The sequence below is a fragment of the Micromonospora sp. NPDC047670 genome (assembly GCF_043204915.1).
In the GTDB taxonomy this organism is placed as follows: Bacteria; Actinomycetota; Actinomycetes; order Mycobacteriales; family Micromonosporaceae; genus Micromonospora.
In genome coordinates, this window is record NZ_JBIDDA010000007.1 from 144,710 (window position 1) to 169,182 (window position 24,473).

At 72.0% G+C, this 24,473-nt stretch carries 23 protein-coding genes, 2 tRNA genes and 2 pseudogenes; 11 read left to right on the forward strand and 16 right to left on the reverse strand.

Features of this window, described 5'->3' with window-relative positions:
- Nucleotides 1-804 (forward strand): MBL fold metallo-hydrolase, encoded by an 804-nt coding sequence (locus tag ACGF7U_RS18980; RefSeq protein WP_393108270.1) that lies wholly within the window; start codon nucleotides 1-3, stop codon nucleotides 802-804.
- A gap of 101 nt (nucleotides 805-905) precedes the next feature.
- On the opposite strand, the gene ACGF7U_RS18985 is transcribed toward ACGF7U_RS18980, so the two are convergent.
- Nucleotides 906-1,325: a CBS domain-containing protein gene (locus ACGF7U_RS18985; RefSeq protein WP_393108272.1), complete on the reverse strand. Its 420-nt coding sequence runs from the start codon at nucleotides 1,323-1,325 to the stop codon at nucleotides 906-908.
- A gap of 122 nt (nucleotides 1,326-1,447) precedes the next feature.
- On the reverse strand, nucleotides 1,448-2,434 hold the full coding sequence (locus ACGF7U_RS18990) for an L-threonylcarbamoyladenylate synthase (RefSeq protein WP_393108274.1): 987 nt from the start codon (nucleotides 2,432-2,434) through the stop codon (nucleotides 1,448-1,450).
- 295 nt (nucleotides 2,435-2,729) lie between these two features.
- Between ACGF7U_RS18990 and ACGF7U_RS18995 the strand changes: the two genes are divergently transcribed.
- Nucleotides 2,730-3,497, forward strand: coding sequence for an HAD family hydrolase (locus ACGF7U_RS18995; RefSeq protein WP_393108276.1), 768 nt, complete (start codon nucleotides 2,730-2,732; stop codon nucleotides 3,495-3,497).
- Between the two features lie 373 nt (nucleotides 3,498-3,870).
- Here ACGF7U_RS18995 and ACGF7U_RS19000 read toward each other — a convergent pair whose 3' ends face one another.
- Both ACGF7U_RS19000 and ACGF7U_RS19005 read right to left on the reverse strand, forming a co-directional pair.
- Nucleotides 3,871-4,365, reverse strand: a complete 495-nt coding sequence (locus ACGF7U_RS19000; protein WP_393108278.1) for a DinB family protein — start codon at nucleotides 4,363-4,365, stop codon at nucleotides 3,871-3,873.
- A gap of 143 nt (nucleotides 4,366-4,508) precedes the next feature.
- A complete protein-coding gene (locus tag ACGF7U_RS19005; protein ID WP_393108280.1) occupies nucleotides 4,509-5,165 on the reverse strand; it encodes an HAD family hydrolase in 657 nt (218 codons plus the stop codon).
- A 233-nt stretch (nucleotides 5,166-5,398) separates the two neighbouring features.
- On the opposite strand from ACGF7U_RS19005, the pseudogene ACGF7U_RS19010 reads away from it, so the two are divergent.
- Nucleotides 5,399-5,530: pseudogene (locus ACGF7U_RS19010) on the forward strand (site-specific integrase); the annotation flags it as partial.
- A 184-nt stretch (nucleotides 5,531-5,714) separates the two neighbouring features.
- Here ACGF7U_RS19010 and ACGF7U_RS19015 read toward each other — a convergent pair.
- From ACGF7U_RS19015 to gyrB, 6 genes are all read right to left on the reverse strand, one after another.
- Nucleotides 5,715-5,790: transfer RNA gene (locus ACGF7U_RS19015), tRNA-Ala, on the reverse strand.
- Between the two features lie 42 nt (nucleotides 5,791-5,832).
- Nucleotides 5,833-5,961: a DLW-39 family protein gene (locus ACGF7U_RS19020; protein ID WP_208818042.1), complete on the reverse strand. Its 129-nt coding sequence runs from the start codon at nucleotides 5,959-5,961 to the stop codon at nucleotides 5,833-5,835.
- A 44-nt stretch (nucleotides 5,962-6,005) separates the two neighbouring features.
- A tRNA-Ile gene (locus ACGF7U_RS19025) sits at nucleotides 6,006-6,079 on the reverse strand.
- Nucleotides 6,080-6,299: 220 nt separating this feature from the next.
- On the reverse strand, nucleotides 6,300-7,211 hold the full coding sequence (locus tag ACGF7U_RS19030; RefSeq protein ID WP_393108282.1) for a DUF3566 domain-containing protein: 912 nt from the start codon (nucleotides 7,209-7,211) through the stop codon (nucleotides 6,300-6,302).
- A gap of 4 nt (nucleotides 7,212-7,215) precedes the next feature.
- Nucleotides 7,216-9,735 (reverse strand): DNA gyrase subunit A, encoded by a 2,520-nt coding sequence (gene gyrA, locus ACGF7U_RS19035; RefSeq protein ID WP_393108284.1) that lies wholly within the window; start codon nucleotides 9,733-9,735, stop codon nucleotides 7,216-7,218.
- A gap of 130 nt (nucleotides 9,736-9,865) precedes the next feature.
- A complete protein-coding gene (gene gyrB, locus ACGF7U_RS19040; RefSeq protein ID WP_393108286.1) occupies nucleotides 9,866-11,812 on the reverse strand; it encodes a DNA topoisomerase (ATP-hydrolyzing) subunit B in 1,947 nt (648 codons plus the stop codon).
- Between the two features lie 506 nt (nucleotides 11,813-12,318).
- Here gyrB and ACGF7U_RS19045 point away from each other — a divergent pair.
- Nucleotides 12,319-12,873, forward strand: a complete 555-nt coding sequence (locus tag ACGF7U_RS19045; protein ID WP_350677718.1) for a hypothetical protein — start codon at nucleotides 12,319-12,321, stop codon at nucleotides 12,871-12,873.
- A gap of 189 nt (nucleotides 12,874-13,062) precedes the next feature.
- Here ACGF7U_RS19045 and ACGF7U_RS19050 read toward each other — a convergent pair.
- Nucleotides 13,063-13,497: pseudogene (locus ACGF7U_RS19050) on the reverse strand (MarR family winged helix-turn-helix transcriptional regulator); the annotation flags it as partial.
- A 79-nt stretch (nucleotides 13,498-13,576) separates the two neighbouring features.
- On the opposite strand from ACGF7U_RS19050, the gene ACGF7U_RS19055 reads away from it, so the two are divergent.
- Complete coding sequence (locus ACGF7U_RS19055) at nucleotides 13,577-13,804, forward strand: hypothetical protein (RefSeq protein WP_393108288.1); 228 nt, start codon at nucleotides 13,577-13,579, stop codon at nucleotides 13,802-13,804.
- Between the two features lie 3 nt (nucleotides 13,805-13,807).
- Here the strand turns inward: ACGF7U_RS19055 and ACGF7U_RS19060 are convergent, their stop codons facing one another.
- The 5 genes from ACGF7U_RS19060 to dnaA form a co-directional block, all read right to left on the reverse strand.
- Entirely contained in the window at nucleotides 13,808-14,452 is a 645-nt protein-coding gene (locus tag ACGF7U_RS19060) for a DUF721 domain-containing protein (protein WP_393108290.1), read from the reverse strand.
- Nucleotides 14,442-15,575 (reverse strand): DNA replication/repair protein RecF, encoded by a 1,134-nt coding sequence (gene recF / locus ACGF7U_RS19065; RefSeq protein WP_393108292.1) that lies wholly within the window; start codon nucleotides 15,573-15,575, stop codon nucleotides 14,442-14,444. The genes ACGF7U_RS19060 and recF overlap by 11 nt, the downstream gene beginning before the upstream one ends.
- A 16-nt stretch (nucleotides 15,576-15,591) precedes the next feature.
- Nucleotides 15,592-16,464 carry a phosphogluconate dehydrogenase (NAD(+)-dependent, decarboxylating) gene (gnd, locus tag ACGF7U_RS19070; RefSeq protein ID WP_393108294.1) on the reverse strand — a complete coding sequence of 291 codons (873 nt, stop codon included), beginning with the start codon at nucleotides 16,462-16,464 and terminating at the stop codon, nucleotides 15,592-15,594.
- 40 nt (nucleotides 16,465-16,504) lie between these two features.
- Nucleotides 16,505-17,638 carry a DNA polymerase III subunit beta gene (dnaN, locus tag ACGF7U_RS19075; protein ID WP_393108296.1) on the reverse strand — a complete coding sequence of 378 codons (1,134 nt, stop codon included), beginning with the start codon at nucleotides 17,636-17,638 and terminating at the stop codon, nucleotides 16,505-16,507.
- Between the two features lie 787 nt (nucleotides 17,639-18,425).
- Entirely contained in the window at nucleotides 18,426-20,279 is a 1,854-nt protein-coding gene (gene dnaA / locus ACGF7U_RS19080; protein ID WP_393108298.1) for a chromosomal replication initiator protein DnaA, read from the reverse strand.
- A 633-nt stretch (nucleotides 20,280-20,912) separates the two neighbouring features.
- Between dnaA and rpmH the strand changes: the two genes are divergently transcribed.
- The 6 genes from rpmH (at nucleotide 20,913) to rsmG (ending at nucleotide 24,445) form a co-directional block, all read left to right on the forward strand.
- Complete coding sequence (rpmH, locus tag ACGF7U_RS19085; RefSeq protein WP_091100492.1) at nucleotides 20,913-21,050, forward strand: 50S ribosomal protein L34; 138 nt, start codon at nucleotides 20,913-20,915, stop codon at nucleotides 21,048-21,050.
- Nucleotides 21,051-21,086: 36 nt separating this feature from the next.
- Entirely contained in the window at nucleotides 21,087-21,503 is a 417-nt protein-coding gene (gene rnpA, locus ACGF7U_RS19090; RefSeq protein ID WP_393108301.1) for a ribonuclease P protein component, read from the forward strand.
- Between the two features lie 44 nt (nucleotides 21,504-21,547).
- The gene (gene yidD / locus ACGF7U_RS19095; RefSeq protein ID WP_393108640.1) at nucleotides 21,548-21,787 is read left to right on the forward strand and encodes a membrane protein insertion efficiency factor YidD; all 240 of its coding nucleotides are present in this window, start codon (nucleotides 21,548-21,550) and stop codon (nucleotides 21,785-21,787) included.
- A gap of 3 nt (nucleotides 21,788-21,790) precedes the next feature.
- Nucleotides 21,791-22,774, forward strand: coding sequence for a membrane protein insertase YidC (gene yidC, locus ACGF7U_RS19100; RefSeq protein ID WP_393108303.1), 984 nt, complete (start codon nucleotides 21,791-21,793; stop codon nucleotides 22,772-22,774).
- A gap of 215 nt (nucleotides 22,775-22,989) precedes the next feature.
- On the forward strand, nucleotides 22,990-23,580 hold the full coding sequence (locus ACGF7U_RS19105; protein ID WP_393108305.1) for a protein jag: 591 nt from the start codon (nucleotides 22,990-22,992) through the stop codon (nucleotides 23,578-23,580).
- Between the two features lie 4 nt (nucleotides 23,581-23,584).
- Entirely contained in the window at nucleotides 23,585-24,445 is an 861-nt protein-coding gene (gene rsmG, locus ACGF7U_RS19110; RefSeq protein WP_393108307.1) for a 16S rRNA (guanine(527)-N(7))-methyltransferase RsmG, read from the forward strand.
- The last annotated feature ends 28 nt before the right edge of the window (nucleotides 24,446-24,473 follow it).

The following is a 24,473-nucleotide window of genomic DNA, read 5'->3' on the forward strand; positions in this document are numbered from 1 at the left end:
ATGTTGACGACGCAGCCGGGGGTCACGTTCATCGGCACCGCCACGACGGTGCTGCGGATCGGCGGGTTCACCCTGCTGACCGACCCCAACTTCCTGCACCGGGGGCAGCGCGCGTACCTGGGCAAGGGGCTGTGGTCGCGCCGGCGCACCGACCCGGCGCTGCGGATCGCCCAACTGCCGTCGCTGGACGCGGTGGTCCTGTCCCACCTGCACGGGGACCACTTCGACCGGGTGGCCCGCCGGGAACTCGACCGGGAGCTGCCGATCGTCACCACCCCCGCCGCCGAGCGAAAGCTGCGCCGCTGGGGATTCCGGGCCGCCGAGGGTCTGCCCACCTGGCGCTCCCGTGAGCTGCGCCGGGACGCCGAGACGCTGCGGCTGACCTCGATGCCGGGGAAGCACGGGCCGGGCGCGCTCGACCTGCTGCTGCCCGACGTGATGGGCACGATGATCGACCTGGAGCGCGCCGGCACCCGCGAGTTCCGCCTGTACGTCACCGGGGACACGCTGAACCGGCCGATGCTGGCCGAGATCCCCGAGCGGTACCCGGACATCGACGCGATGCTGATCCACCTCGGCGGCACGCGGGTCGCCGGTATCCTGCTCACGATGGATGCCCGGCAGGGCGCGGACCTGGTCGAGCTGGTCCGGCCGAGGCTCACGGTGCCGATCCACTACGACGACTATCCGGTGTTCCGCTCGCCGCTGGGCCACTTCGTGGCGGAGGCCCGCCGGCGCGGCTTCGCCCGGAGCGTCCGCACCATCGCCCGGGGCGAGACCGTCCCGCTCACACCGCCGGCCTGAGCCGGCAGCACCATCCGGGACCGATGCCGGGCTGCCCCGCGTACGCCGATCGCCGCCTACCCGGCCGGGCCGGGAGGGCGGCGATCGGGTCGTGCGGGCGGTCAGGCGCGCTCGGAGATTGCCTCGATGAGGTCGCCCACCGGGCGCTCGGGCAGGGAGCGGGCCACGTCGGCGACGGCCACGATCCCGACGAGTTCGTGCCCGTCGATCACCGGCAGCCGGCGCACCTTGTGCTGGCTCATGGTCCGCAGGATCTCGGCCGCGTCGTCGTCGGCGCCGATCGTCACCGCCTCGCCCTGGGCCAGCTCACCGGCGGTGACGCTGCCCGGGTCCCGGCCCTCGGCGAGCACCTTGACCACGATGTCGCGGTCGGTCAGCATGCCCTTGAGCCGGTTGTCGTCCCCGCAGATCGGCAGCGATCCCACGCCCAGCTGGGCCATCTGCTTGGCGGCCGTCCTGAGGTCGTCCTGCTCACGGATGCAGGTCACGTCGTTCGTCATGATCTCGCGTGCGGTCGGCATTGGCATGACACCTCACTTCCGGGGGGTTGTTGCCGTTTCTCCTACCCTCGCCGCCCCGGCCCATGCACCCGCCGGCCGGATACCGTCGCCCCGGCGAACCCACGCGGTGTCCCGCGCCGGCCTCACTCCGTCGGTTGCCAGGTGGCCGCGGCCCGACGCAACCGGTCGTTGATGGCACGGCCGACCCCGACCTCCGGGACCGGCTCGACCACGATCTCGCCGACCCCCGTGGCGTCCAGCTCGTGCAGCGCGTCGAACAGCCGCGCGGCGGCCTCGGTCAGGTCACCGGCCGCGGAGAGCACCTCGACCGCCGCCCAGTCGCCCGCCGGCCGCTCCCGGAAGGCCAGGAAGCCGCGCCGGACCCCGTCGGCCACCGGCGGCTCCCCGCCCGACGCCAACCGCAGCGGCGTACGCGGCGCGTAGTGCGCCGCCAGCGTGCCGGGCGCGACGGGCTGCCCGGAGCTGCCCGGTCGTACGGTCACCGGGCCGGCGGCCTCCTCCAGCGCCTCCAGCGGCAGCGCGCCGAGGCGCAGCACGACCGGCTGCCCACCCCGGGCGTCCACGATGGTCGACTCGATCCCGCACCGCGTCGGCCCGCCGTCGAGCACCACGTCCACGGCGGCCCCCAGGCCCCGCACCACGTGCTCGGCCCGCGTGGGGCTGAGCTGGCCGAACCGGTTGGCGCTCGGCGCGGCCACCGGCACCCCGGCCGCCGCGATCAGCGCCCGCGCGTACGCGTTGTCCGGCACCCGGACGGCCATCGTCGCCAGCCCGGAGGTGACGATCGGGGGGATCGCGGCCGGTCGGTCCACGATCAGCGTCAGCGGCCCCGGCCAGAAGCGCTCGGCCAGCGCCGCCACCGCCGGTGGCACCGCCCCGACCAGCTTCTCCAACTCGCCGGCGTCGGCGAGGTGCGTGATCAGCGGGTCGAAGCTCGGCCGCGCCTTCGCCTCGAAGATCCGGGCGGCCGCGCGGGCGTCCAGCGCGCTCGCGCCGAGCCCGTAGACGGTCTCGGTGGGGAAGGCCACCAGCCCGCCGGTACGCAGGACGGAGGCGGCCTCGGCGATGCCGCTGTCGGCCGGGAGTACGCGCGGGGATCCGGTGGTCACACCTGGGACGCTAACCTGCCGGGGCGGGCGGCTCGTGGGCGGCCGTGCGGAACTGTGACCGCCCGGGCACCACCCACGCCCGGCGACGGCCTCGCGGTCCATCCTGACCCGGCCGCCAGCCCGCTCGAACGCCTGCCACAGTCGCCCCGGATCCCGCCCACGGACCCGCAGTCGATGGGCCGCCGAACCGTACAGGTCGGCCAGCGGTGTCGCGCGTGCCCGACCGTTCCCCGGGTCACGTCGAGCAGCCCGCAGGCTCCTTCCTCACCCCCGTCCGGTGCGCGAGGATGGCGGCATGCTTCGTACCCCCCGGGCGCTCCTGCTGGACTTCGGCGGCGTCCTGGCCGACGCGCCCGCCCAACCGCCGGCCCCGCCGGGGCTGGTGCGGCGCCTCGCCGCACTCGTCGACGGCGCGGTTCCAAACGAGCAAATCGCCCGGGACCTCGCCGAGGGCGCGCGGGCGTACGCCCTGTGGCGCGACGACGTGGGCAGGACCGGCGATCCCGTCGAGCTGCCGCACGGCCAGGTGTGGGCCGACTTCGTGACCCGCTCCTGGCCGCAGGCCGCCCGGGACGCCGTCGAGCGGGAGGCGACCCCGCTGGCGTACGCCTGGACCTGGCGGGAGCGCTGGGCGGTACGTCCCGGCATCCCCGAGGCGTTGCGCCACGCCGCCGACGCCGGGCTCCCGATGGCGGTCGTCAGCAACACGCTCTGCGGTGCCGCCCACCGCGACTTCCTGGCCGCCGCCGGGCTCTCCGGGCTCTTCGCGGCGGAGTTCTACAGCGACGAGGCCGGGCCCCGCAAGCCCAACCCGCAGCTGGCGCTCCTGGCCGCCCGAGCCGTCGGGGTGCCGGTCGGCGACTGCTGGTTCGTCGGCGACAGCGTGCACCGCGACGTCGTCTGCGCCCGACGCGCCGGCACGGGCGCGGCCATCCTGATGCGGTCTCCCCGCACGGACCGGGAGGCCCCGCTGCCGGGCGTCGAACCGGACGCCCGGATCGAGGACGGCCACGGGCTGCTGGCCCTGCTGCGTCAGGTGGACTGTGGGCCGGCCCGAGGCTGACGGAGTTCGGGCCGGTGCCCCGAGGACGCGCTGTCGGCACTGGTCCGGCATGCGCCGCTGCGCTTCAACCGGTAGCCGCGGACGATGACCGGCTGACCACCGGGTGGGCCGGCGTCCCCGCGCGGCTGCCGCCGTGGCGTGGCGACGGCAGGCGGTGAGCGCGGCGGGGCTGACCCACGAGGTGCGGGCGTGGGCCGCAGGGAAATAGATCCTCGCGTCGACCATCCACCTCATGTGGCATGCGGGGGACTCGAACCGCGGCACACCGGGCACGCCGACCTCCTGCGCGAGGCGGTGGACGGTCGGGTGGGCGAGGGTGCGCCTGCCGAACTCACCTTCTGAACGTCCTCGCTCGGCCCCGAGTCACGATCTCCTACCGGCCGGTGGCACCGTCGACGAGCTCCCGCAGGATGTCGGCGTGACCGGCATGCCGGACCGTCTCGCCCGTCATGTGGGCGAGCACCCAGCGAAGCGTACGAGGCGAGTCGGAAACCGGCTGCGCGGTACGGGCGTCGGGGTCGGCGGCTGCGACGATGTGGGCGTCGCTCTCGGCGATCGCGGCCCGATAGCCGGCGATGATTTCAGCCGCGGCCCGGTCCGGCCCGACCACCATCGCGAAGTCGACGTTGGCGTAGCGGGCGTCACCGGCGAACGTGTAGCCGAACCAGTACCGTTCGGCATCCGTCAGGTGCTGCACCAGGCCCAGCAGTGTGGTGTCGGAGACGACCAGGCGGCGCCGCAACTGTTCCTCGCTCAGACCGGCGACCTTCTTCAGCACGCAGCTTCGCGCGAAGGACAGGAAGGCGAGGGCGGTATCGAGCTCGCCGCCGTCGTTGCTCGGCACGGCTTCGCGTTGGGACTCAAGCATGGCGCCGACCCTACGTGCCGTCCTGGACGGCGTGACCGCATGGCCGCCGGCTGTACTCGGAACGGGATCGACCAAGGGAAGTGCTGGTGGAGCCCAGAGGACCCGAACCTCTGAACACCTTGCTTCGTCGCACCATCGGCGAGCTAGCCGCGTGCCGCGTTGTGTTTCGCAACCAGGGCAGGCAGTTCGTCCAGCGAATCGATGCGGAACAGGCACTGCTCAGACACGGCTGGCATGTCGAGGATGTGACCCCACGGAGAGCGCCGGATCAGGCACGTCTTCATGCCGGCTTCCTTGGCCGGGCGTGCATCGTTGTCCGGCCGATCGCCGACGTACAGGATCGAAGACGCGTCCCCGCCGCCTTCGCGGATGACGTGCTCAAAAAAGGCCGGTGACGGCTTCGCCACGCCCCAACCGTGGGACGTGCCGATCACATCCACGGCCAGGTCGAGCGCGCGGAGGGTCGCCTCGGCATGAGCTGGCTGGTTGCCGGCCAGGCCGACGAGCAGGCCCTGGTCCTTCAAGGCGGTGAGACACGATCGCGCGTCGGGGTAGAGATCCTCTTCGCCGAACGACTCCGGTTTACCAGCGGCTGCTCGGCGTTCGAGCTCGGCCGCGAGATCGAAACCGGGCCGGAAGACCCGGAACGGTTCCTGCCAGTCCAGACCCCGGGCGATCGCCGCACCGAAGACCGCCGAGAACGTATGCCGTGGGACACCGAGCCAGTCCGCCCAGGTTCCGAACTCTCGGGACTCGTCGAGAATTACCCCGCCGACATCAAAGAAGACGGCCTTGATCACCCATGTTCCTCCGTTACGGTCGCGCCGCGTGTAGAGCTTAGATGCTCTTCGAAGTGGTAGTTGTCCGCACCGCGGCCCAACATCTCCGCAACGTCGAGCCGTCCGCTGCCGCCGTCGGCACTGGCCTGTCCGGCCGTTAGAGTCGCAGCGGGTGCGTCAGGCGAAGGAACGGCTTGCGGCCGGCGAGGTGCGGTCGGATCTCGGCCTGGTGTTCGCCCACGATCGGCAGGCCAATGGAGCCGCGGAACGTGAGCCGGCGCTTCGAGCAGCTCCGCGCGACGGCCGGGCTGGAATGGCTGCACCTGCACGACCTGCGGCAGGCGTTCGCCACGTTCCTGCTCGACCAGGGCGAGGAGCTGCGCACGGTGACGGAGTTGCTCGGGCACTCCACGATCCGGATGACGGCCGACACCTACGGGCACGTCCCGCCGGCGCGGGCGCGCCAGGCGGCCTCGGCCATCGACCGGATCCTTGGCAAGGAGGCAATGGCGGGACCGCTTGGCTGTACGAATGGCTGTACTCGGGGCCGAGGTCAACCAAGGAAAGTGCTGGTGGAGCCCAGGGGACTCGAACCCCTAACCCCTGCCTTGCAAAGGCAGTGCTCTGCCAGTTGAGCTAGGGCCCCGGGAGGCGGACGACGCCGCCGGTGTTGGCCGTGGCGGTGTGCTCAGCGCAGGTCGGGCGCGGTGGTCGCCTCGTGCCAGAGAGCGCGCTCGTCGTTGGAAGCCTTGATCTTCTTGGCGACGACGGCCGCGACCCCGACGACGCCGGCCAGGATCAGAAGCTTCTTGAACATTGGGGCCTACCCCTCGCGCTCGACTGCCGTCGGACGATGTGCGGTGGGGCTAGCTGGAATCGAACCAGCGACCTCAGAGTTATCAGCTCTGCGCTCTAACCGACTGAGCTATAGCCCCGCGTAGCGACGAGCAACATTAACCCATCCGCCCGCCCGCCCCCAAATCGGGGGCCACCCGGACATCCGGCGTCACCGTCGCCCCCTGAACCTACCGGAGGCGCCGTGTCCGGCCCAGGTGATTTCGCCGCCCGTGCCACGTCGCTCGGTGTCCGGCGCGTGCCGGGAACGCACGGAAGCCGGGGCCCGCGCGGCGGCGGTGCCCCGGCTTCCGAGGTGGTTCAGTCGCGCTCGGCGAGGGTCAGCTCGATGCCGCCGACCAGGTCGGCGCAGACGTTGTAGACGAACGCCCCGAGCGTGGCGAGCGCCGTGAACAGCACGACGTTGACCAGTCCGATCAGCGCCGAGCTGAGGATCACGCCCTTGGCGGTGATCTGGAACCCGCTGGTGCTCTGGCCACCGCCGGCGCTGACGAGGTCGGTCAGGCTGTCGTTGACGCTGGTGAACACGCCCATCGCGTCGAGGGCCAGGTAGAGCACGGAGGTGGCCACGACCACGACGATGAAGAGCACCACCGAGACGGCGAAGGCGAACTTCATCACGGACCAGGGGTCGATGCGCTTGAGGTTCAGCCGGGCCCGGCGCGGTCCGCGCGACGCGGCCGAGCTGACCGACGTACGCGCGGCGCGTACCGCCTCACCGACGCGCGCGGCCCCGACGGCGGCCGCGCCGCTGATGCCCGGCGGCAGGCCACCGCCGTTGGCCGGTCGGCCGGCCGCCGTCGGCCGCCCGCCGTCCGGTTGCGGCTTGGCCGTGCCGGTGACGCGGGGCTGGGTGCCGGTGGCGCCCGTGATCCGCGGCTGCGTGCCGGTGGTGCCGGTCGACTGGCCGGCACCGACCTTCAACGGCTGGGTCGTCGTCGGCTTGGCGGCGGTCGCCGTGGCGGCGGGGGCCGGCTTGTCGACCCCCACCGTCTCGGTCTTGTCCGCCGCGTCCCCGTCCTCGGAGGGCTTGTCCGGCGGCGGTGTCATGCCGGGAGCCCGGGTGAATTTCGGGGCAGGCGCGTCGGCGGGGACCGTCGCCCGGCCCACGGCCGCGCGGCCGGTCGCTGGTGTGCCGCTCTTGGCGGCCTCCTCGTCGACCGGGTTGGCCGAGGTCCCCGTGTTCCCCGACTTCGCCTGTGTCTCCGTCATTCAACTAGTCCTGTTCGTCAGGCTCGTCGGCATTGCGAGCAATCGCCACGATAGTCACGCCGTCCGGAAGGTCCATCAGCTTGACCCCCATTGTGTTCCGATCACGCGTACGGCGTACAGGCTTCACCGGAGTCCGGATGACACCACCGTTGCTGGTGATCGCGAACAGCTCGTCGTCCGGGTCGATCACCACCGCGCCGACCAGACCACCACGTCGCTCGGTGATCTTCGCAGTCAGCACGCCCTTACCTCCCCGGCCCTGGACCGGGTATTCCTCGATCGGGGTACGTTTCGCGTATCCCCCGTTCGTGGCCACCAGGACGTCCAGCCCTTCGCGGACCACCTCCATGGCCAGCAGGACGTCGTCCTCGCTGAAGCGCATGCCGATCACGCCCGAGGTGGCCCGGCCCATCGGCCGCAGCGCCTCGTCGCTCGCGTTGAACCGGATCGCCTGCGCGTTCTTGGAGACCAGCAGCAGGTCCTCCTCCGGGGCGACGAGCGCCGCCCCGACCAGCTCGTCCTCGTCGCGCAGGTTGATCGCGATGATGCCGCCGGATCGGGGGGAGTCGAACTCCTCGAGCCGAGTCTTCTTCACCAGGCCGTTCTTCGTGGCAAGTACCAGGTAGGGAGCCACCTGGTAGTTCGGGATCTCGATGATCTGTGCGATCTGCTCGTCAGGCTGGAACGCGAGCAGGTTCGCCACGTGCTGGCCCTTGGCCACCCTACTGGCCTCGGGCAGCTCGTACGCCTTGGCCCGGTAGACGCGACCCTTGTTGGTGAAGAACAGGATCCAGTCGTGGGTCGAGCAGACGAAGAAGTGGCTGACGATGTCGTCCTGCCGCAGGCTGGCGCCGCTGACGCCCTTGCCGCCGCGCCGCTGCGAGCGGTAGAGGTCGACCTTGGTCCGCTTGGCGTAGCCGGTGCGGGTGATCGTGACGACCACGTCCTCGCGGGCGATGAGGTCCTCCATCGAGACCTCGCCCTCGAACGGCACGATCTGCGTACGCCGGTCGTCGCCCCACTTCGCGACGATCTCGCCGAGCTCCTCCGAGACGATCCTCCGCTGCCGCTCGGGCTTGGCGAGGATGTCCTTGAGGTCGGCGATCTCCAGTTCCAGCTTGGTGAGGTCGTCGAGGATCCGCTGCCGCTCCAGCGCGGCGAGCCGGCGCAGCTGCATGTCCAGGATCGCGGTCGCCTGGATCTCGTCGATCTCCAGCAGCCGGATCAGGCCCTGCCGGGCGTCCTCGACCGTGGGCGAGCGCCGGATCAGGGCGATCACCTCGTCGAGGGCGTCCAGCGCCTTGGCCAGACCGCGCAGGATGTGCGCCCGTTCCTCGGCCTTGCGGAGCCGGAACGCGGTCCGCCGGCGGATCACGTCGATCTGGTGCTCGACGTAGTAGCGGATGAACTGGGCCAGGTTGAGCGTGCGCGGCACCCCGTCGACCAGCGCCAGCATGTTGGCGCCGAAGGTCTCCTGGAGCTGGGTGTGCTTGTAGAGGTTGTTCAGCACGACCTTCGCGACCGCGTCGCGCTTGAGCACGAGCACGATGCGCATGCCGGTGCGCCCGGAGGACTCGTCGCGGATGTCGGCGATGCCGGCGAGCTTGCCCTCCTTGATCAGCTCGGCGATCCGCTCGGCCAGGTTGTCCGGGTTCACCTGGTAGGGCAGCTCGCTGACGACCAGGCAGGGGCGGCCGCGCTTGTCCTCCTCGACCTCCACCACGGCCCGCATCCGGATCGACCCGCGCCCGGTGCGGTACGCGTCCTGGATCGCCTGGGTGCCGACGATCAGGCCGTGGGTGGGGAAGTCCGGCCCCTTGACGATGCCGAGCAGCGCGTCGAGGGTGGTGGCCTCGTCCTCGTCCGGGTGCTCCAGGCACCACTGCACCGCCGCGCCGATCTCGCGCAGGTTGTGCGGCGGGATCTTGGTGGCCATGCCGACCGCGATGCCCTCGGACCCGTTGACCAGGAGGTTGGGGATCCGCGACGGCAGGATGGTGGGCTCCTTGGCCCGGCCGTCGTAGTTGTCCTGCAGGTCGACGGTGTCCTCGTCGATGTCCCGCAGCATCTCCATCGCCAGCGGGTCGAGCTTGCACTCCGTGTACCGCATGGCGGCGGCCGGGTCGTTGCCGGGCGAGCCGAAGTTGCCGTTGCCGTCGACCAGCGGGTAGCGCAGCGACCAGGGCTGCGCCATCCGGACCAGCGCGTCGTAGATGGCGGAGTCGCCGTGCGGGTGGAACTGACCCATCACGTCGCCGACGACGCGGGAGCACTTCACGTAGCCCCGGTCCGGCCGGTAGCCGGAGTCGAACATGGCGTAGAGGATCTTGCGGTGGACCGGCTTGAGCCCGTCCCGGACGTCCGGCAGCGCCCGCCCGACGATGACGCTCATGGCGTAGTCGAGGTAGGAGCGCTGCATCTCCACCTCGAGCCCGACCGGTTCGATGCGGTCGTGCGCGACGACAGCGGCGACGGTCTCGGGAACCTCGGGCTCGCTCGGTGTGGACTCGGGGGTATCGGTCACTGTTAACCCTTATCAGACTCAGAGTCGTTTTCGTGCTGTGGATAACGGCTGTGGAAACCGGCCATGCTGTGGATAACTCTGTGGATCGGCAGGTCGGCCGGTGGATGACCGGCCGGCCCGCCGAGCCCCGTCAGATGTCCAGGAACCGGACGTCCTTGGCGTTGCGCTGGATGAACGAGCGGCGCGCCTCGACGTCCTCACCCATCAGCACGCTGAACAACTCGTCGGCGGTGGCCGCGTCGTCCAGAGTGACCTGACGCAGCGTACGCGTCGCCGGGTTCATCGTGGTCTCCCACAGCTCGGGGTAGTTCATCTCGCCGAGACCCTTGAACCGCTGGATGTCGTCCGGCTTCGCGTTCGGCTTCTTCTGCTGGCGCAGCGCGATCAGCCCGTCCCGCTCCCGGTCCGAGTACGCGTACTGGGCGTCGTCGCCCCGCTTGTTCCACTTGATCTTGTAGAGCGGCGGGGCGGCCAGGTAGACGTGACCCAGCTCGACCAGCGGGCGCATGAAGCGGAAGAGCAGGGTGAGCAGCAGCGTCTGGATGTGCTGGCCGTCGACGTCCGCGTCGGCCATCAGCACGATCTTGTGGTAGCGCAGCTTCTCGATGTCGAAGTCGTCGTGGATGCCGGTGCCCAGCGCCGTGATCAGCGCCTGGACCTCGTTGTTCTTGAGCACCCGGTCGATCCGGGCCTTCTCCACGTTGAGGATCTTGCCGCGGATCGGCAGGATCGCCTGGGTCCGCGGGTCGCGCCCCTGCTTCGCCGAGCCGCCCGCCGAGTCGCCCTCGACGATGAAGACCTCCGACTCGCGCGGGTCGGTGGACTGGCAGTCGGCCAGCTTGCCCGGCATCGAACCGGACTCCAGCAGCGACTTGCGCCGGGCCAGCTTGCGCGCCTGCTGGGCGGCGATCCGGGCCCGGGCGGCCTGGGACGCCTTCTGAATGATGATCTTCGCCTCGGCCGGGTTCCGGTCGAACCAGTCCACCAGCCACTCGTTGCAGACCCGCTGCACGAAGCTCTTCACCGGGGTGTTGCCGAGCTTGGTCTTGGTCTGGCCCTCGAACTGCGGGTTGGTGAGCTTGACCGAGATGATCGCGGCCAGGCCCTCGCGGATGTCCTCGCCGGAGAGCTTCTCGTCACCCTTGAGCAGCTTCTTCTCGGTGCCGTACCGGTTGACCACGCTGGTCAGCGCGGCGCGGAAGCCCTCCTCGTGGGTGCCGCCCTCGTGCGTGTTGATGTTGTTGGCGAAGGTGTAGACCGACTCGCCGTACGACTCGTTCCACTGCATGGCGATCTCAACCGACATGCCCTCCTCCTCGGCGCCGAACTCGACCACCGTCTTGTGGATCGGGTTCTTCGAGGCGTTGAGGTGCCGGACGAAGTCCGCGATGCCGCCCTCGTAGCGGAAGGTCACCTCGCGGATCTTGCCCTCCTCGCCCTCCGGGACCCGCTCGTCGAGCAGGTGGATGGTGAGACCGCGGGTGAGGAAGGCCATCTCCTGGAGCCGGCGGTAGATGGTCTGGAGGTCGAAGTCGACCGTCTCGAACACGTCCGCGTCGGGCCAGAAGGAGACCGCGGAGCCCGTCCGGTCGGTCGCCTCGCCCTTCTCCAGTGGGGTCGGCTTGGAGTTGTGGTACTGCTGGCGCCAGACGAACCCGGACTTGTGGATCTCCACCGCCATCTTCGTGCTGAGGGCGTTCACCACGGACACGCCCACACCGTGCAGACCGCCGGAGACCGCGTACGCCTTGCCGTCGAACTTGCCGCCCGCGTGCAGCACGGTCAGCGCCACCTCGACGCCCGGCTTCTTCAGCTTCGGGTGCAGGTCGACCGGGAAGCCCCGGCCGTTGTCGGTGACGCGAACCCCGCCGTCGGCGAGCAGCACCACGTCGATGGTGTCGCAGTGCCCGGCCAGCGCCTCGTCCACCGCGTTGTCGACGACCTCCCACACCAGGTGGTGCAGACCACGCTCGCCGGTCGACCCGATGTACATGCCGGGCCGCTTGCGGACCGCCTCCAGACCCTCGAGAACGGTGATCGACTCTGCGCCGTACTCCTGCTTGTCCTGCGCTGCCACCCTCGGCCACTTTCTCGCGCCGTCCGCGCCTGGTGGCGCGTCGGGCGCGGGTTCGGCGGACAGGACGCGACGTCGGCGCGCGGACCGGCACCGGGGACAATCCGGGGTACGGGTCGCACACGCCGGTCGCCGCGGTTGCCCGCGGATCGCGATCGGCTCGACCCGACGTGGACAATGATCGCGGGCCCCGCACCGGGCCCGTGTCTCGTCGCTCCGCACCGGGTCTTCGTCTCGGGGTCAATCTTACTGTGCGCCAGCGACAGAACCACCACTCGGCACCCCTGCGGGGCGTCTCAGACCGACGTAGCCGGCCGAACCGCGCCGCCCGCGACTCCCCCTACACGCACGGGTCCGATCGAGGGCGCGACCGGCCGACGATCGGTGTCGGCCGGCGGGCCGGAGACACCCGCCCCGCCGCGCCGGTGGCGCGGCCTTGATCTTTTCCGGCCGGAACCGGACGATCGACCCGATCGAACCGACACACGCTCGTTATGAGGTGACGCCAGATGGGGCTGGACAACGTCGCGGTGCAGTGGCCGCGGACCGGCCGCTTCTACGACCCGGTCGCGCCGGCGGAGTTCGTCGACTTCGGCGACATCGTCGACATGCCGCGCATCTCCGCGCCGACCGCGGCGCTCGCCGAACTGATCGCCAAGACCGGAACCGTCCGGGCGACCGCGTACACCGAGCTGGTGGACCTGCTGCTCGGGCTGGAAGGTGTGCTCTACGCCACGGACGCCGCCGCCGAGGACGAGGACCCGGTGATCGACCCGGACGGCTGTGCCTGGATCGCCGGCGGCATCGAACGGTTCGTGGCGGGCCACCGCCCGCACGGCGAGGCGGTGACCTTCGACTCGGTCAGCCAGGTGCTGCGGTCGCTGCTGGCCGACGGGCGGCTGGCCGAGCAGCAGCTGCGCTGGCTCGACAGCCGGCTGGACGCGCTGCGTGACGAGAGCGGGGCGCCGCCGCAGTGGAACTTCACCTGCGCCGAGCTGAGCGTGCTGGCGGCCTTCTACCGGCGCTGCGCCGACCGCGGCTTCGCCGTCTACGCCGACGCCTGACCGGGCGGGTCTGCCGACTCGGGCCCGCCGACCGGACCTCGCCCGTCAGCCGGACCGGGTTGCCCCCCACTGGTCGCCCGGCACCGGAGCGTCGCCCGGCACCGGGACGTCGACCGGACCGCCCGCGCCGGCCGGACGGGGGTCGCCCGGGCCGCCCGCACCCGGCGGGGTCGTGGCCTCGGCGCGGTTGGCGGCGGCGATGACGCGGGTGAGCGCGGCGTGCAGGTGCCGCAGGTCCTCGATCGGCAGGCCGAGCCGCTCGACGATCGCGGGCGGGATCGCCTCGGCGCGCGCCCGGAGGGCCTCGCCGGCCGCCGTCAGTGTCACCGCCAGGCTCCGCTCGTCCGTAGGGTCCCGCTCCCGGCGGACGTAGCCGTTCGCCTCCAGGCGCTTGAGCAGGGGCGACAGCGTGCCGGGGTCGAGCTGCAACAGGCGGCTGAGCTCGCGCCCGGACAGGGGCGCGTGCTGCCAGAGGGCGAGCATCACCAGGTACTGCGGATGGGTCAGCCCCATGGGCTCCAACAGCGGTCGGTAGACGGCGACCACCCCACGCGCGGCGACCGAGAGCGCGAAGCACACCTGCTGCTCCAGCGCCAGGGGATCGTCGTCGAACTGGTCGGGCACGGTGCTCCCTCCTCTCGTCGTTGCGATCGTACCAACGATTGGGGTACCAATAGTTTGCACACCAACGGAAGGGTCGGGCATGAGCGAGGAGAAGCCGGCACCGAAGGCCCCGGGCGAGGGCGGGCGCTTCATGGCCTGGGCCTTCCGCCACCTGGCGGGCCCTCCGGAGGTGCAGGGCGCGGTGCAGGGCGGCTCGAACCAGGCCCGGGAGGCGTGGAAGCAGGACCTGGAGAGGCGCAAGCAGTGGAGTCGCGAGCAGCGGGAACGCAAGCGCGCCGAGCGCGAGGCGCGGCGCGGCGGTCGCTGACCGTCAGCCGTAGGTGTCCCGGGGGCCGCGGCCGCGCACCCGGCGCGGGCCCTTCGACCAGGACGGCGCGGCGGGGCCGTGGATGTGCAGCTTGCGCACCACGTTGTGGCCGACCTCGCTGGCGATCTGCTTCAGCAGCGAGCCGGCCAGCAGCCGCAGTTGGGTGGCCCAGGCGGTCGAGCGGGCCTCCACGGTCAACTCGCCGTCCTCCAGCTTCACCGGCCGGCTGTGCTGGGCCACCTCCGGGCCCACCACCCGCTCCCAGGCGCCGAACACCGTCGCCTCGGCCGCCGGCTGCTGCCAGCCGCGCGCCTTCACCAACCGGTTGAGCACCGCGCCGAGGGGCTGCGGGTCGCGCGGGTCCGGCCCCGGGCCGGAGTAGCCGCGCAGCCGCCGTTGCGAGCCGCCGTCGCCGTCGCCACCCGCACCGCCGCCGGGGGTACGCCGACGCGTGCGCGCCGCCGCCTCCCGGCGCGCCCGGGCCGCGTCCAGCACCGCCCGGGCCAGCTCCGGCCCGGTGGTGCCGGCCGGCGCGTCCCCGCCGCCCAGCGTGCCGCCGGCGTCGCCGGTCGGCTTGGCGGTGTCGCCGCCGACCGGCCCGCCGCGGCCGGGGCCCAGACGGGCGGGCGGAAGCTGCTCATCCGACACGTCGCACCGCCCCCTCGCCGACGGCGTAGCGGGTGCCGCGCAGGGACGCCGGCACGTCGTCGTCGACCGCGCAGGTCACCAGCAGTTGGCTCGCCCCGCCGACCAGCCCGGCCAGCCGCTCCCGGCGCCCGGCGTCCAGCTCGGCGAAGACGTCGTCGAGCACCAGCACCGGCTCGATGCCGTCGGAGCGGAGCAGGTCGTACCCGGCCAGCCGCAGCGCGAGCGCGTACGACCAGGACTCGCCGTGGCTGGCGTACCCCTTGGCGGGCAGCGGGCCGAGGGTCAGCGCCAGCTCGTCGCGGTGCGGGCCCACCAGCGTGGTGCCCCGCTCGACCTCGGCGGAGCGGGACTCGGCGAGCGCGGCGGTCAACGCCGCCGCGAGCGTCTCCCGGTCGGTGGTCGGCTCCGCCAGCTCCACCGAGGGCCGGTACGCGATCCCGGCGGCCCCCCGGCCCGCCGCCACCGCGTCGTACGCCTTGCTGACGTGCGGGGCCAGCGCGGCGACCAGCTCCAGCCGGCCGGCGAGCAGCTCCGCGCCGTGCCGGGCCAGGTGGGTGTCCCAGACGGCCAGCGTCGACAGGTCCCCGCCCCGCGTCCCGCCCGTCTTGCGGGCCAGGTACGCGGTGCGCAGCAGGGCGTTGCGCTGCTTGACCACCCGCTCGTAGTCGGCGCGCACCCCGGCGTAGCGGGGCTGGCGGCTGACCAGCAGGTCGTCGAGGTAACGGCGGCGTTCCGCCGGATCGCCCCGGACGAGTTCCAGATCCTCCGGGGCGAACAGCACGAGCCGCAACGCGCCGAGGACGTCCCGCGCCCGGCGGGCCGGGGAGCGGCCCAGCCGGGCCCGGTTGGCCTTGCCCGGGACGATCTCCAGCTCGACCAGCAGCTCGCGCCCCTCGTGGACCACGGCGCAGCGGATCACCGCCGAGGCGGCGCCCATCCGGACGAGGGGGGCGTCCGTGGCGACCCGGTGCGAATCCAGGGTCGCCACGTAGCCCAGCGCCTCGACCAGGTTCGTCTTGCCGACGCCGTTGGCGCCGATCAGGACGTTCGCCCCCGGCTCCAGGTCCACGCCGACCCGCTCGTACGAGCGGAAGTCGACCAGTTCGAGCCGGCGGACGTACACAGGCTGTGGATACCGGTCAGCGCTTGTGGACGGCGTGCCCGCCGAACTGCTGGCGCAGCGCGGCGACGGCCTTCATGGCCGGCGAGTCGTCCTGGCGGGAGGCGAAGCGGGCGAAGAGCGAGGCGGTGATGACGTTCAGCGGCACGGCGAGCCGGACCGCCTCGTCGACCGTCCACCGGCCCTCGCCGGTGTCCTCGGTGTAGCCGCTCAGCTCGGCCAACTCCGGGTCCTCGTCGAGGGCCCGGTCGAGCAGGTCGAGCAGCCAGGAGCGGACGACGGTGCCCTCGCGCCAGGACTTGAAGACGCCCGGCACGTTGGTGACCAGCTCGGACTTCGCCAGCAGCTCGTAGCCCTCGGCGTAGGCGTGCATCAGGCCGTACTCGATGCCGTTGTGCACCATCTTGGCGTAGTGTCCGGCGCCGACCGGCCCGGCGTGCACGAAGCCGAACTCGCCCGCCGGCTTCAGCGAATCGAAGATCGGCATGAGCCGGTCGACGTGTTCCTGGGCGCCACCGACCATCAGCGCGTAGCCGTTCTGCCGGCCCCAGACGCCGCCGGAGACGCCCACGTCGAGGTAGCCGATGCCCTGCTCGTTGAGCCGCTCGGCGCGGGGCGCGTCGTCGCTGAACCGCGAGTTGCCGCCGTCGATGATGATGTCGCCCTCGCCGAGGACGCCGGCCAGTTCGTCGATGGTCGTGTCGGTGACGCCGGCGGGGACCATGACCCACACCGCGCGCGGCGACTCCAGCTTCTCCGCCAGCTCCGCCAGGCTCGCGACGTCGCTCAGCTCCGCGTTGTGGTCGAAGCCGACCACCTCGTGCCCGGCGGCGCGCAACCGCTCGCGCATGTTGCCGCCCATCCGGCCGAGCCCTACCAGGCCGAGCTGCATGTGTTCCTACCTCCGTGCGTCGGGGTCTTCTCGGGCGCGATCAGCGGGAGACGCGGATCGGCATGATGAGGTAGCGGTACCCGGGGATGACCTCGCCATCCTCGCCGGCGGGCGAAATCACCGCCGGCTTGAAGGCGTCGACGAACGACAGCACGGCGAACTGGGCCCCCATGTTGGCGAGGCCGTCGATCAGGTACTGCGGGTTGAAGCCGATGGTCAGCGGGTCGCCGGTGAAGGTGGCCTCCATCGCCTCGCTGGCGCGCGCCTCCTCGGTGCCGCCGGCCTCGACCACCAGGCCGTCGGCGCTGAAGCTGAGCAGCACCGGCGTGGTCCGCTCGGCCACCAGGGCGACCCGCTTGACGACCTCGATCAGGGTGCTGACGGGCACCCGGGCCTCGGCGTTGTGGGTGGCCGGGAAGAGCGAGCGCACCGGCGGGTAGTTCGCGCCGTCGAGCAACCGGCTGGTGGTGCGCCGGGTGCCGCCCGCGAAGCCGATCATCCCCTCGCCGGCCGCGCCCTGGGACAGCGCCATGGTGACCTGACCGCCGAGCGGGCCGAGGGCCTTGGCGGTGTCGTTCAGGGTCCGGGCCGGCACGAGGGCGTTGATGCTCACCTCGGGGTCGTCCGGGTTCCACTCCATCTCGCGCAGGGCCAGCCGGTAGCGGTCGGTGGCGAGCATGGCCAGCGTGCCGCCGGAGAGCTCGATGCGTACGCCGGTCATCATCGGCAGCGTCTCGTCCCGGCCGGCGGCCACGGCCACCTGGGCCACCGCGGCGGCGAAGGCGGCCGCGTCGACGGTGCCGGCGCTCTCCGGCATCTCCGGCAGGGACGGGTAGTCCTCGACCGGCATGGTGGGCAGGGTGAACCGGGCGCTGCCGCAGACCAGTTCGAGGTGCGCGCCAACGGCGGCGATGTCCACCGGCTTGGCGGGCAGCGCCTTGGTGATCTCGGCGAGCAGCCGGCCGGAGACCAGGGCGGCCCCGTCGGCGTCACCCTGCACCTCGACGGTCACCTGGCTGGAGACCTCGTAGTCGAAGCCGGAGACCTGCAGGTTCCCGTCGGTGACGCGCAGCATCACGCCGGCGAGCACCGGTACGGACGGCCGGCTTGGCAGGCTCTTCGCGGTCCAGGCCACGGCCTCGGCGAGCGCGTCGCGCTCCACTCGGAACTTCATCAATGCCTCCGCGTCGACGTCAGCGACAACTCTCTCATGCCGACCGCTGCCTACCGACCCGCCTGTCCGTGCGGGTACCCATCGCACCTTAGGGCGCGCGGGCATCGGCTGTGCGCCCGACCCCGTGGACTTCCAGGTGCCGCCGGCCTCCGCCCACGGCGGATCCGGCCGATCCACAGAAAGCCCAACGGTGGTGATTGGTTTTTGTTGTCTTAGAAGAGATAACTCGTCATCTTCATCGCACCTGTGCAAACTGTGGAGAACCCGCGTTCGCGCAGGTCAGACACGTTATCCACCGGTGGTTTGGCTGTGGAGAACCGGGGGGTACAACCCGTGTCGCGATCCACAGGCGGCGTCCGCCCCCAGGTTGTCCACCGTTGTCCACCGGTTGTCCACCGGTAATCCACCGGCTTTCTCCCCAGTCCTGTGGACAGCCGGAACCCGGCCGACGGGCTTCATCCCCAGAACCTTCAACAGCTCGCCCACAGGCCGACCGTCGTCGGTGGACAACGGACGGGTTGTCCCCAGGCGTCCACAGCCTCGTCCCCAGGGTTTGTCCACAACCTGTGGGTAACCGTGCGGTGGACGGACGGTAGTTGTCCACAGGCAGTGGACAACGAGATGTGGACAACGATCGGGGCGGTGGACGGACACGCCCCAGATGCTGTGGTCTCCACCATGTCGAGGGTCAAGCCCGGGCGGCTGTGGAGAACGAAAAAAGCCCGGCCGATGGTCCGGCCGGGCGTCCTCGTCGCCGTCGTCCGCCACGCGACGGCGGGCGTACGCCTCAGGTGTTCTGCTTGATCCGGTTCGTCAGCTCGGCGATCTGGTTGTAGAGCGAGCGGCGTTCGGCCATCTGCTGACGGATCTTGCGGTCGGCGTGCATGACCGTCGTGTGGTCCCGCCCGCCGAAGGCCTGCCCGATCCGGGGCAGCGACAGGTCGGTCAGCTCCCGGCACAGGTACATGGCCACCTGGCGGGCGTTCACCAGCACCCGGGAGCGGGAGTGCCCCCGCAGGTCCTCCAGGCTCACCCCGAAGTAGTCCGCGGTCGAGACCATGATCTGGTCGGCGGTGATCTCCGGGCCGGCGCCGTCGGGGATGAAGTCCCGCAGCACCTCCTCGGCGAGCGACAGCTCGACCGTGGACCGGGTCAGGCTGGCGAACGCCGTCACCCGGATCAGCGCGCCCTCCAACTCCCGGATCGAGTTCGACACCCGCGAGGCGATGAACTCCAGCACGTCCGGCGGGGCGTAGAGACGCTCCTGCGCCGCCTTCTTCTGCAGGATCGCGATCCGGGTCTCCAGGTCCGGCGGCTGGATGTCGGCGAGCAGCCCCCACTCGAACCGGGTACGCAGCCGGTCCTCCAGCGTGGCGAGCTGCTTCGGCGACCGGTCGGAGGTGATCACGATCTGCTTGTTGGCGTTGTGCAGGGTGTTGAAGGTGTGGAAGAACTCCTCCTGGGTGCGCTCGCGGGTCTCCAGGAACTGGATGTCGTCGATCAGCAGGATGTCGACGTCGCGGTAGCGCCGCTGGAACGCGCTGGTCTTGTCGTCCCGGAGCGAGTTGATGAAGTCGTTGGTGAATTCCTCGGTCGAGACGTACCGGACCGAGCGGGCGTTGCCCAGCGTCGTGGCGTAGTGCCCGATGGCGTGCAGCAGGTGCGTCTTGCCCAGCCCCGAGCTGCCGTAGATGAACAGCGGGTTGTACGCCTTCGCCGGCGACTCGGCCACCGCCACGCTCGCCGCGTGGGCGAACCGGTTGGACGAGCCGATGACGAACGTCTCGAACATGTACTTCGGGTTGAGCCGGTTGCCGCCACTCTCGGCGCCGCCGGGCAGCCGCCGGTCGTCCCGGCCGCCCGGACGGTGATCCATGCCACCCCGGCCGGGCCCGCTGTCGGTGCCGGTGTCCCGGGGCAGCGCCCGGATCACGTGCTGGTCCCGGGGGGAGACGGCGTCCTCGCGGTAACGCGCCTCGAAGCCGCGGGTGTCGGCGGTGGGCGGGTCCAGCCGGGCGGCCTGCTCGTCGAAGCCGCGTCGCTCCGGCGCGCGTCGGGCAGGCGCCGGCCGGTCGTGCCGCGGCGGCTCGGCGAAGGCCGTGCTGAACAGGGCCTCCTGGCCGTCCCGGTCACCCGGGCCGGGGCGGAGCCCCACGTCGGCCGGGATCGGCCCGTCGGGCCGCCGCTCCGGGTGCGCCTGCTCGGGGATGAGCGGCGGCTGCTGCCCTGCGTCGAGGGCCGTGCCGTCCAGGAAGCCCCCCGCGGCGCCGTCGAACGCCACCGGCCCGTCGCCGAAGTCGCGCGGCCCGCCGTCGTGGTCGGCCGGTCCGGGCTCCGGGGCGCTGCGGTAGACGGTGCCCGCGGGGCGCCCGGAGGCGTCGTCGGCCACGCGTACGGTCACCGCCACCTGGATCGGCCGGCCCAGCCGGCGGGTGAGCGCCTCGGTGATCGCGGGGCGCAGCCGGGACTCGATCACGTCCCGGGTGAAGGCGTCCGGGACGGAGAGCAGCGCCGTGTCCTCGACGATGGCCCGCAGCCGGGTCAACCGCAGGTACGCCCGCTGCTGCGCGGAGATGATCTCGTCGGCGAGTTCGTCGGTCGTCGCCGTCCACACCGCGGCAAGGTCGGTCGTGCCGGTCACCGTCGTGCCACCCCCCTCGCCTCTGCTCCGGACGCCGCCGTCTTCTCCGGTCGGCCGTCCCGGGCCCGCCGCGTCCACGGCTGGAACGACACCCACCCGGACGACCCACCGGTCCTCGTCCACAAGTTATCCACAGCCTGTGTACGTACCGATTGTGGCCGCCCGCCGGACGCGGGTCGGACCTGCCCCCTGCCTGAACGGGCGCTGAAGCGGGTTCACCGTGCCGAACGATTCACTACCCTGTCCGGTCTTGCCCGCCCAGCGACGACCGGACCTTTCGACGCTGACCGCAATCGGGCACGGTAACAGCGTTGTCGCCGCGCCATCAACCGCCGACGCGCGGCGACCCTTGGCGGCATCAGCGAAAACCGCCGCTTCGGCCGGCGGCCGGGTGCCGGTGTCCGCCCTGCTGGGGGTGTTTGACGGTGGTTGCCCCCCTGCGTAGGCTGGAACGGCTGCTCTCTCGCCCTCTGCTAGGGTGATGGGTGCTTGCTGTCCGCGGTCGCTTCCCCGCATCGCCGAGGTCCCGCATCGCCGGGCAGCACCGATCGGGGGCCACCGCCGAGGTGGCCTGGACCACCACACGACCCCGGCGACCCCTCGCCCGGGGCGTACGAAAACGGAGAGCCTGACGTGAGCAAGCGCACCTACCAGCCGAACACCCGCCGGCGCGCGAAGACCCACGGCTTCCGGCTGCGCATGCGCACCCGTGCCGGCCGCGCCATCATCTCGACCCGTCGCTCCAAGGGCCGCGCCCGCCTGTCGGCCTGAGGCCGACCGGGTCCGGTCCGGGGGACGTGGGCAGTCGTGCTGGCGGCCGCACAGCGACTGCGGCGCAGCACTGACTTCGCCGCAGCGGTCCGGGGTGGCCGCCGCGCCGGCCGCGGCGCGCTCGTGGTCCACCTGAGCCTGCCGTCGACCCCCGACGCAGCGACAGCAACCTCGCCGGAGCCGGCGCGGAGCAGCGGTGCGGAGCAACCCTCCGTGCCGGCCCGCGCCGGCTTCGTCGTGTCCAAGGCCGTCGGGAACGCCGTGGTCCGCAACCGGGTCCGCCGCCGCCTGCGCCACCTGGTCCGGGAGCGGCTGGCGGAGCTGCCCTCGGGGAGCACCCTGGTCGTACGCGCGCTGCCGGCCGCGGCCGAGGCGTCGTACCCGCGGCTCGGAGCCGACCTGGACGCGGCGATCGCCGCCGCGCGGGCACCCCGGGGCAGGCGGTCCCGGTGACCGCCGGACCGGCCGCGCCGCGGCCCGCGACGATCGGTGCCCGGGTGCTGAGCGGGCCCATCATCGCGTACCGTCGGTGGATAAGTCCGGCGCTGCCGGCCCGCTGTCGGTTCTACCCGTCGTGCAGCGCCTACGCCCTGGAGGCGGTGGGCCGGCACGGCGCGATCCGGGGAGCTGGCCTGACGGTCCGGCGGTTGTTGCGCTGCCACCCCTTCCACCCAGGTGGACACGACCCGGTGCCGGAGCCGGGCGGCCGCCGCCGTGCCGATGTGACTGGAGCCTGAGAATTGAGTCTCGACTGGATCTACTACGCGATTTCGTGGATCCTGCTGGCCTGGCATGGGGCCTGGGACGCCATCGGGGTGCCGGACGCGGCGGTGATCGGCACCAACTGGGCCTGGATCCTCGCCATCGTCTTCCTGGTGGTCACCGTCCGGGTGATCCTCTTCCCCGTCTTCGTCAAGCAGATCAAGTCGCAGCGGGCGATGCAGGCGCTCCAGCCACAGGTGAAGGCGCTGCAGGAGAAGCACAAGGGTGACCGGGAGACGCTCCAGAAGGAGATGATGGAGCTCTACCGGAAGGAAAAGGCCAACCCGCTCATGGGCTGCCTTCCGATGTTCCTCCAGATCCCGGTCTTCCTCGGTCTCTTCCACGTGCTCCGCCGGCTCGACCCGGCCAACGGCGGCAAGACCCTCTACGGGTGGACGGTCGGGCAGTTCGAGAGCGCGTCGGCCGCGAAGCTCTTCACCGCCCCGATCGCCGGCAAGTTCGGGTCGACCGCCGACGAGCTCGCCCGCCTCGGCGCCAACGGCACCACCGTCAAGGTCATCGCCGGCATCCTGGTCCTGATCATGATGGGCACGACGTACCTGACCAGCCGCCAGATGATTCTCAAGACCGGCTGGGCCGAGGACCCGCAGCAGCGGATGATCCAGAAGCTGATGCTCTACGGCATCCCGCTGTCGCTGCTCATCTCCGGCGCGATCTTCCCGATCGGTGTGATCATCTACTGGGTCACCAACAACCTCTTCACCCTCGGCCAGCAGCAGTGGGTGCTGCGCAAGTTCCCGCCGCCGGCGACCGCCACCAGCAAGCCGGGTGCCTCGCCCCGCAACCCGGTGCAGCCGGTCAAGACCGGTGGTCTGCTGGGCCGCGCCAAGCCGGCCCCCCAGGCCCCGGCCAAGCCGGCCGCGCCGAAGGTCGCCGGCCCCAAGCCGGGCGCCAAGCCGGCCAACCCCAAGAAGGGCCGCCCCGCCAAGCGGCAGGGCTGAGGACCTCCGGGCCGCCGTCGGGGAACCGGCGGCGGCCCGTTCCGCACCGCGCAGCCGCCGTACGGCCGGCGCCGGGCGGAACCGGCCGCGCGCGGCGCGGTCACGGGCGAGACTGCCCGTACGACAGACGTGCCCGTGGGCACCGGCGACCTCCCGCCGGCCCCGGGAAACCAGCGGACCCGACGGTCCGGCCGAGCGACTACGGAGATGAGACCGTGACCGACACCAGCACCCCCCGCGCTGAGCAGTCCCTGGACGCCGAGGGGATCGAGCCGACTGCGGTGAACGGCGAGACCGAGGAGACCGACGAGGAGCCGGGCACCAAGGAGAAGAAGCCCGTCGGCGAGAGCGACCTGTTCCGGCAGAGCGAGATCGCGGCCGACTACGTCGAGGGCCTGCTCGACATCCTCGACTACGACGGTGACATCGACGAGCTGGTCTCCGGCGGCCGGCCGGTCGTCGAGGTGGTCGGTGGCCGGCTGCAGAATCTGGTCGGCCAGCGTGGCGCCACCCTGGAGGCGCTCCAGGAGCTCGCCCGGCTCGCCGTCTTCCGGCAGACCGGCACGCCGAGCCGGCTGCTGCTCGACGTCGGCGGCTACCGGGCGAACCGCCGCAAGGAGCTGGCGGCCGTCGCCAAGAACGCCGTCGAGAAGGTCAAGGAGTACGGCGAGCCCGTGCGTCTGGAGCCGATGTCCGCGTTCGAGCGCAAGTGCGTGCACGACGTCGTCAACGCGATGAGCGGCGTGGAGAGCGAGTCCGAGGGCGTCGAACCGAACCGGCGCATCATCGTCCGGCCGGCGGACTGACCGGGTGACCCACGACGACACCGCGGCCGGCGCCGCGGCCGGCCCGGGTGGCACGCCGCCCGGGCCGTCGCCTGCCCGGCCCGGCTCGCCCGCACCCGCCGATGCCGCCCCGGGGACGGCCGAGGGCCGCGTCCCCTCGCCGGCCGACGCGGTGCTGCCGCCGGAGCTGGCAGGTGCGGCGCGCACCCTCTTCGGCGAGCGGATCGACCTGGCCGCCGCGTACGCCGAGCTGCTGGTCACCGACGGCGTGGTCCGCGGCCTGATCGGGCCCCGCGAGGCGCCCCGGATCTGGGAGCGGCACCTGCTCAACTGCGCGGTGGTGGCCGAGCGGATCCCGGAGGGCGCGACGGTGCTGGACGTCGGCTCCGGCGCGGGGCTGCCCGGCGTGGTGCTGGCGATCGCCCGACCGGACCTGACGGTGACCCTGATCGAGCCGCTCGCCCGGCGCACCTCCTTCCTCATCGAGGCGGTGCAGCAACTCGGGCTGGCGAAGACGGTCCGGGTGTTCCGGGGGCGGGCCGAGGAGGCGGCCACCGGGTCGACCGGGATCGGTCCGCTGAGCGGGGACGTGGTCACCGCGCGGGCCGTCGCTCCGCTGGACCGACTGTCGACGTGGTGCCTGCCGCTGGCCGTCCCGGGCGGGCGACTCATCGCCCTCAAGGGCTCGTCCGCCGCCGACGAGATCGCCGAGCACGCGGAGACGGTGGCGCGGCTCGGCGGCGGCGAGCCCGAGATGCACCGCTGCGGCGAGGGGGTCATCGACCCGCCGACGACCGTGGTGGAGATCGTGCGGGAGCGGGTGGTCGGACCGGTCCGGCCCAAGGCCCCGAAGAGGTCCCGTGGCGGGCGGTCCCGCCGGCGCTGACTCCACTTCGGAACGACGTCGGGTGGGT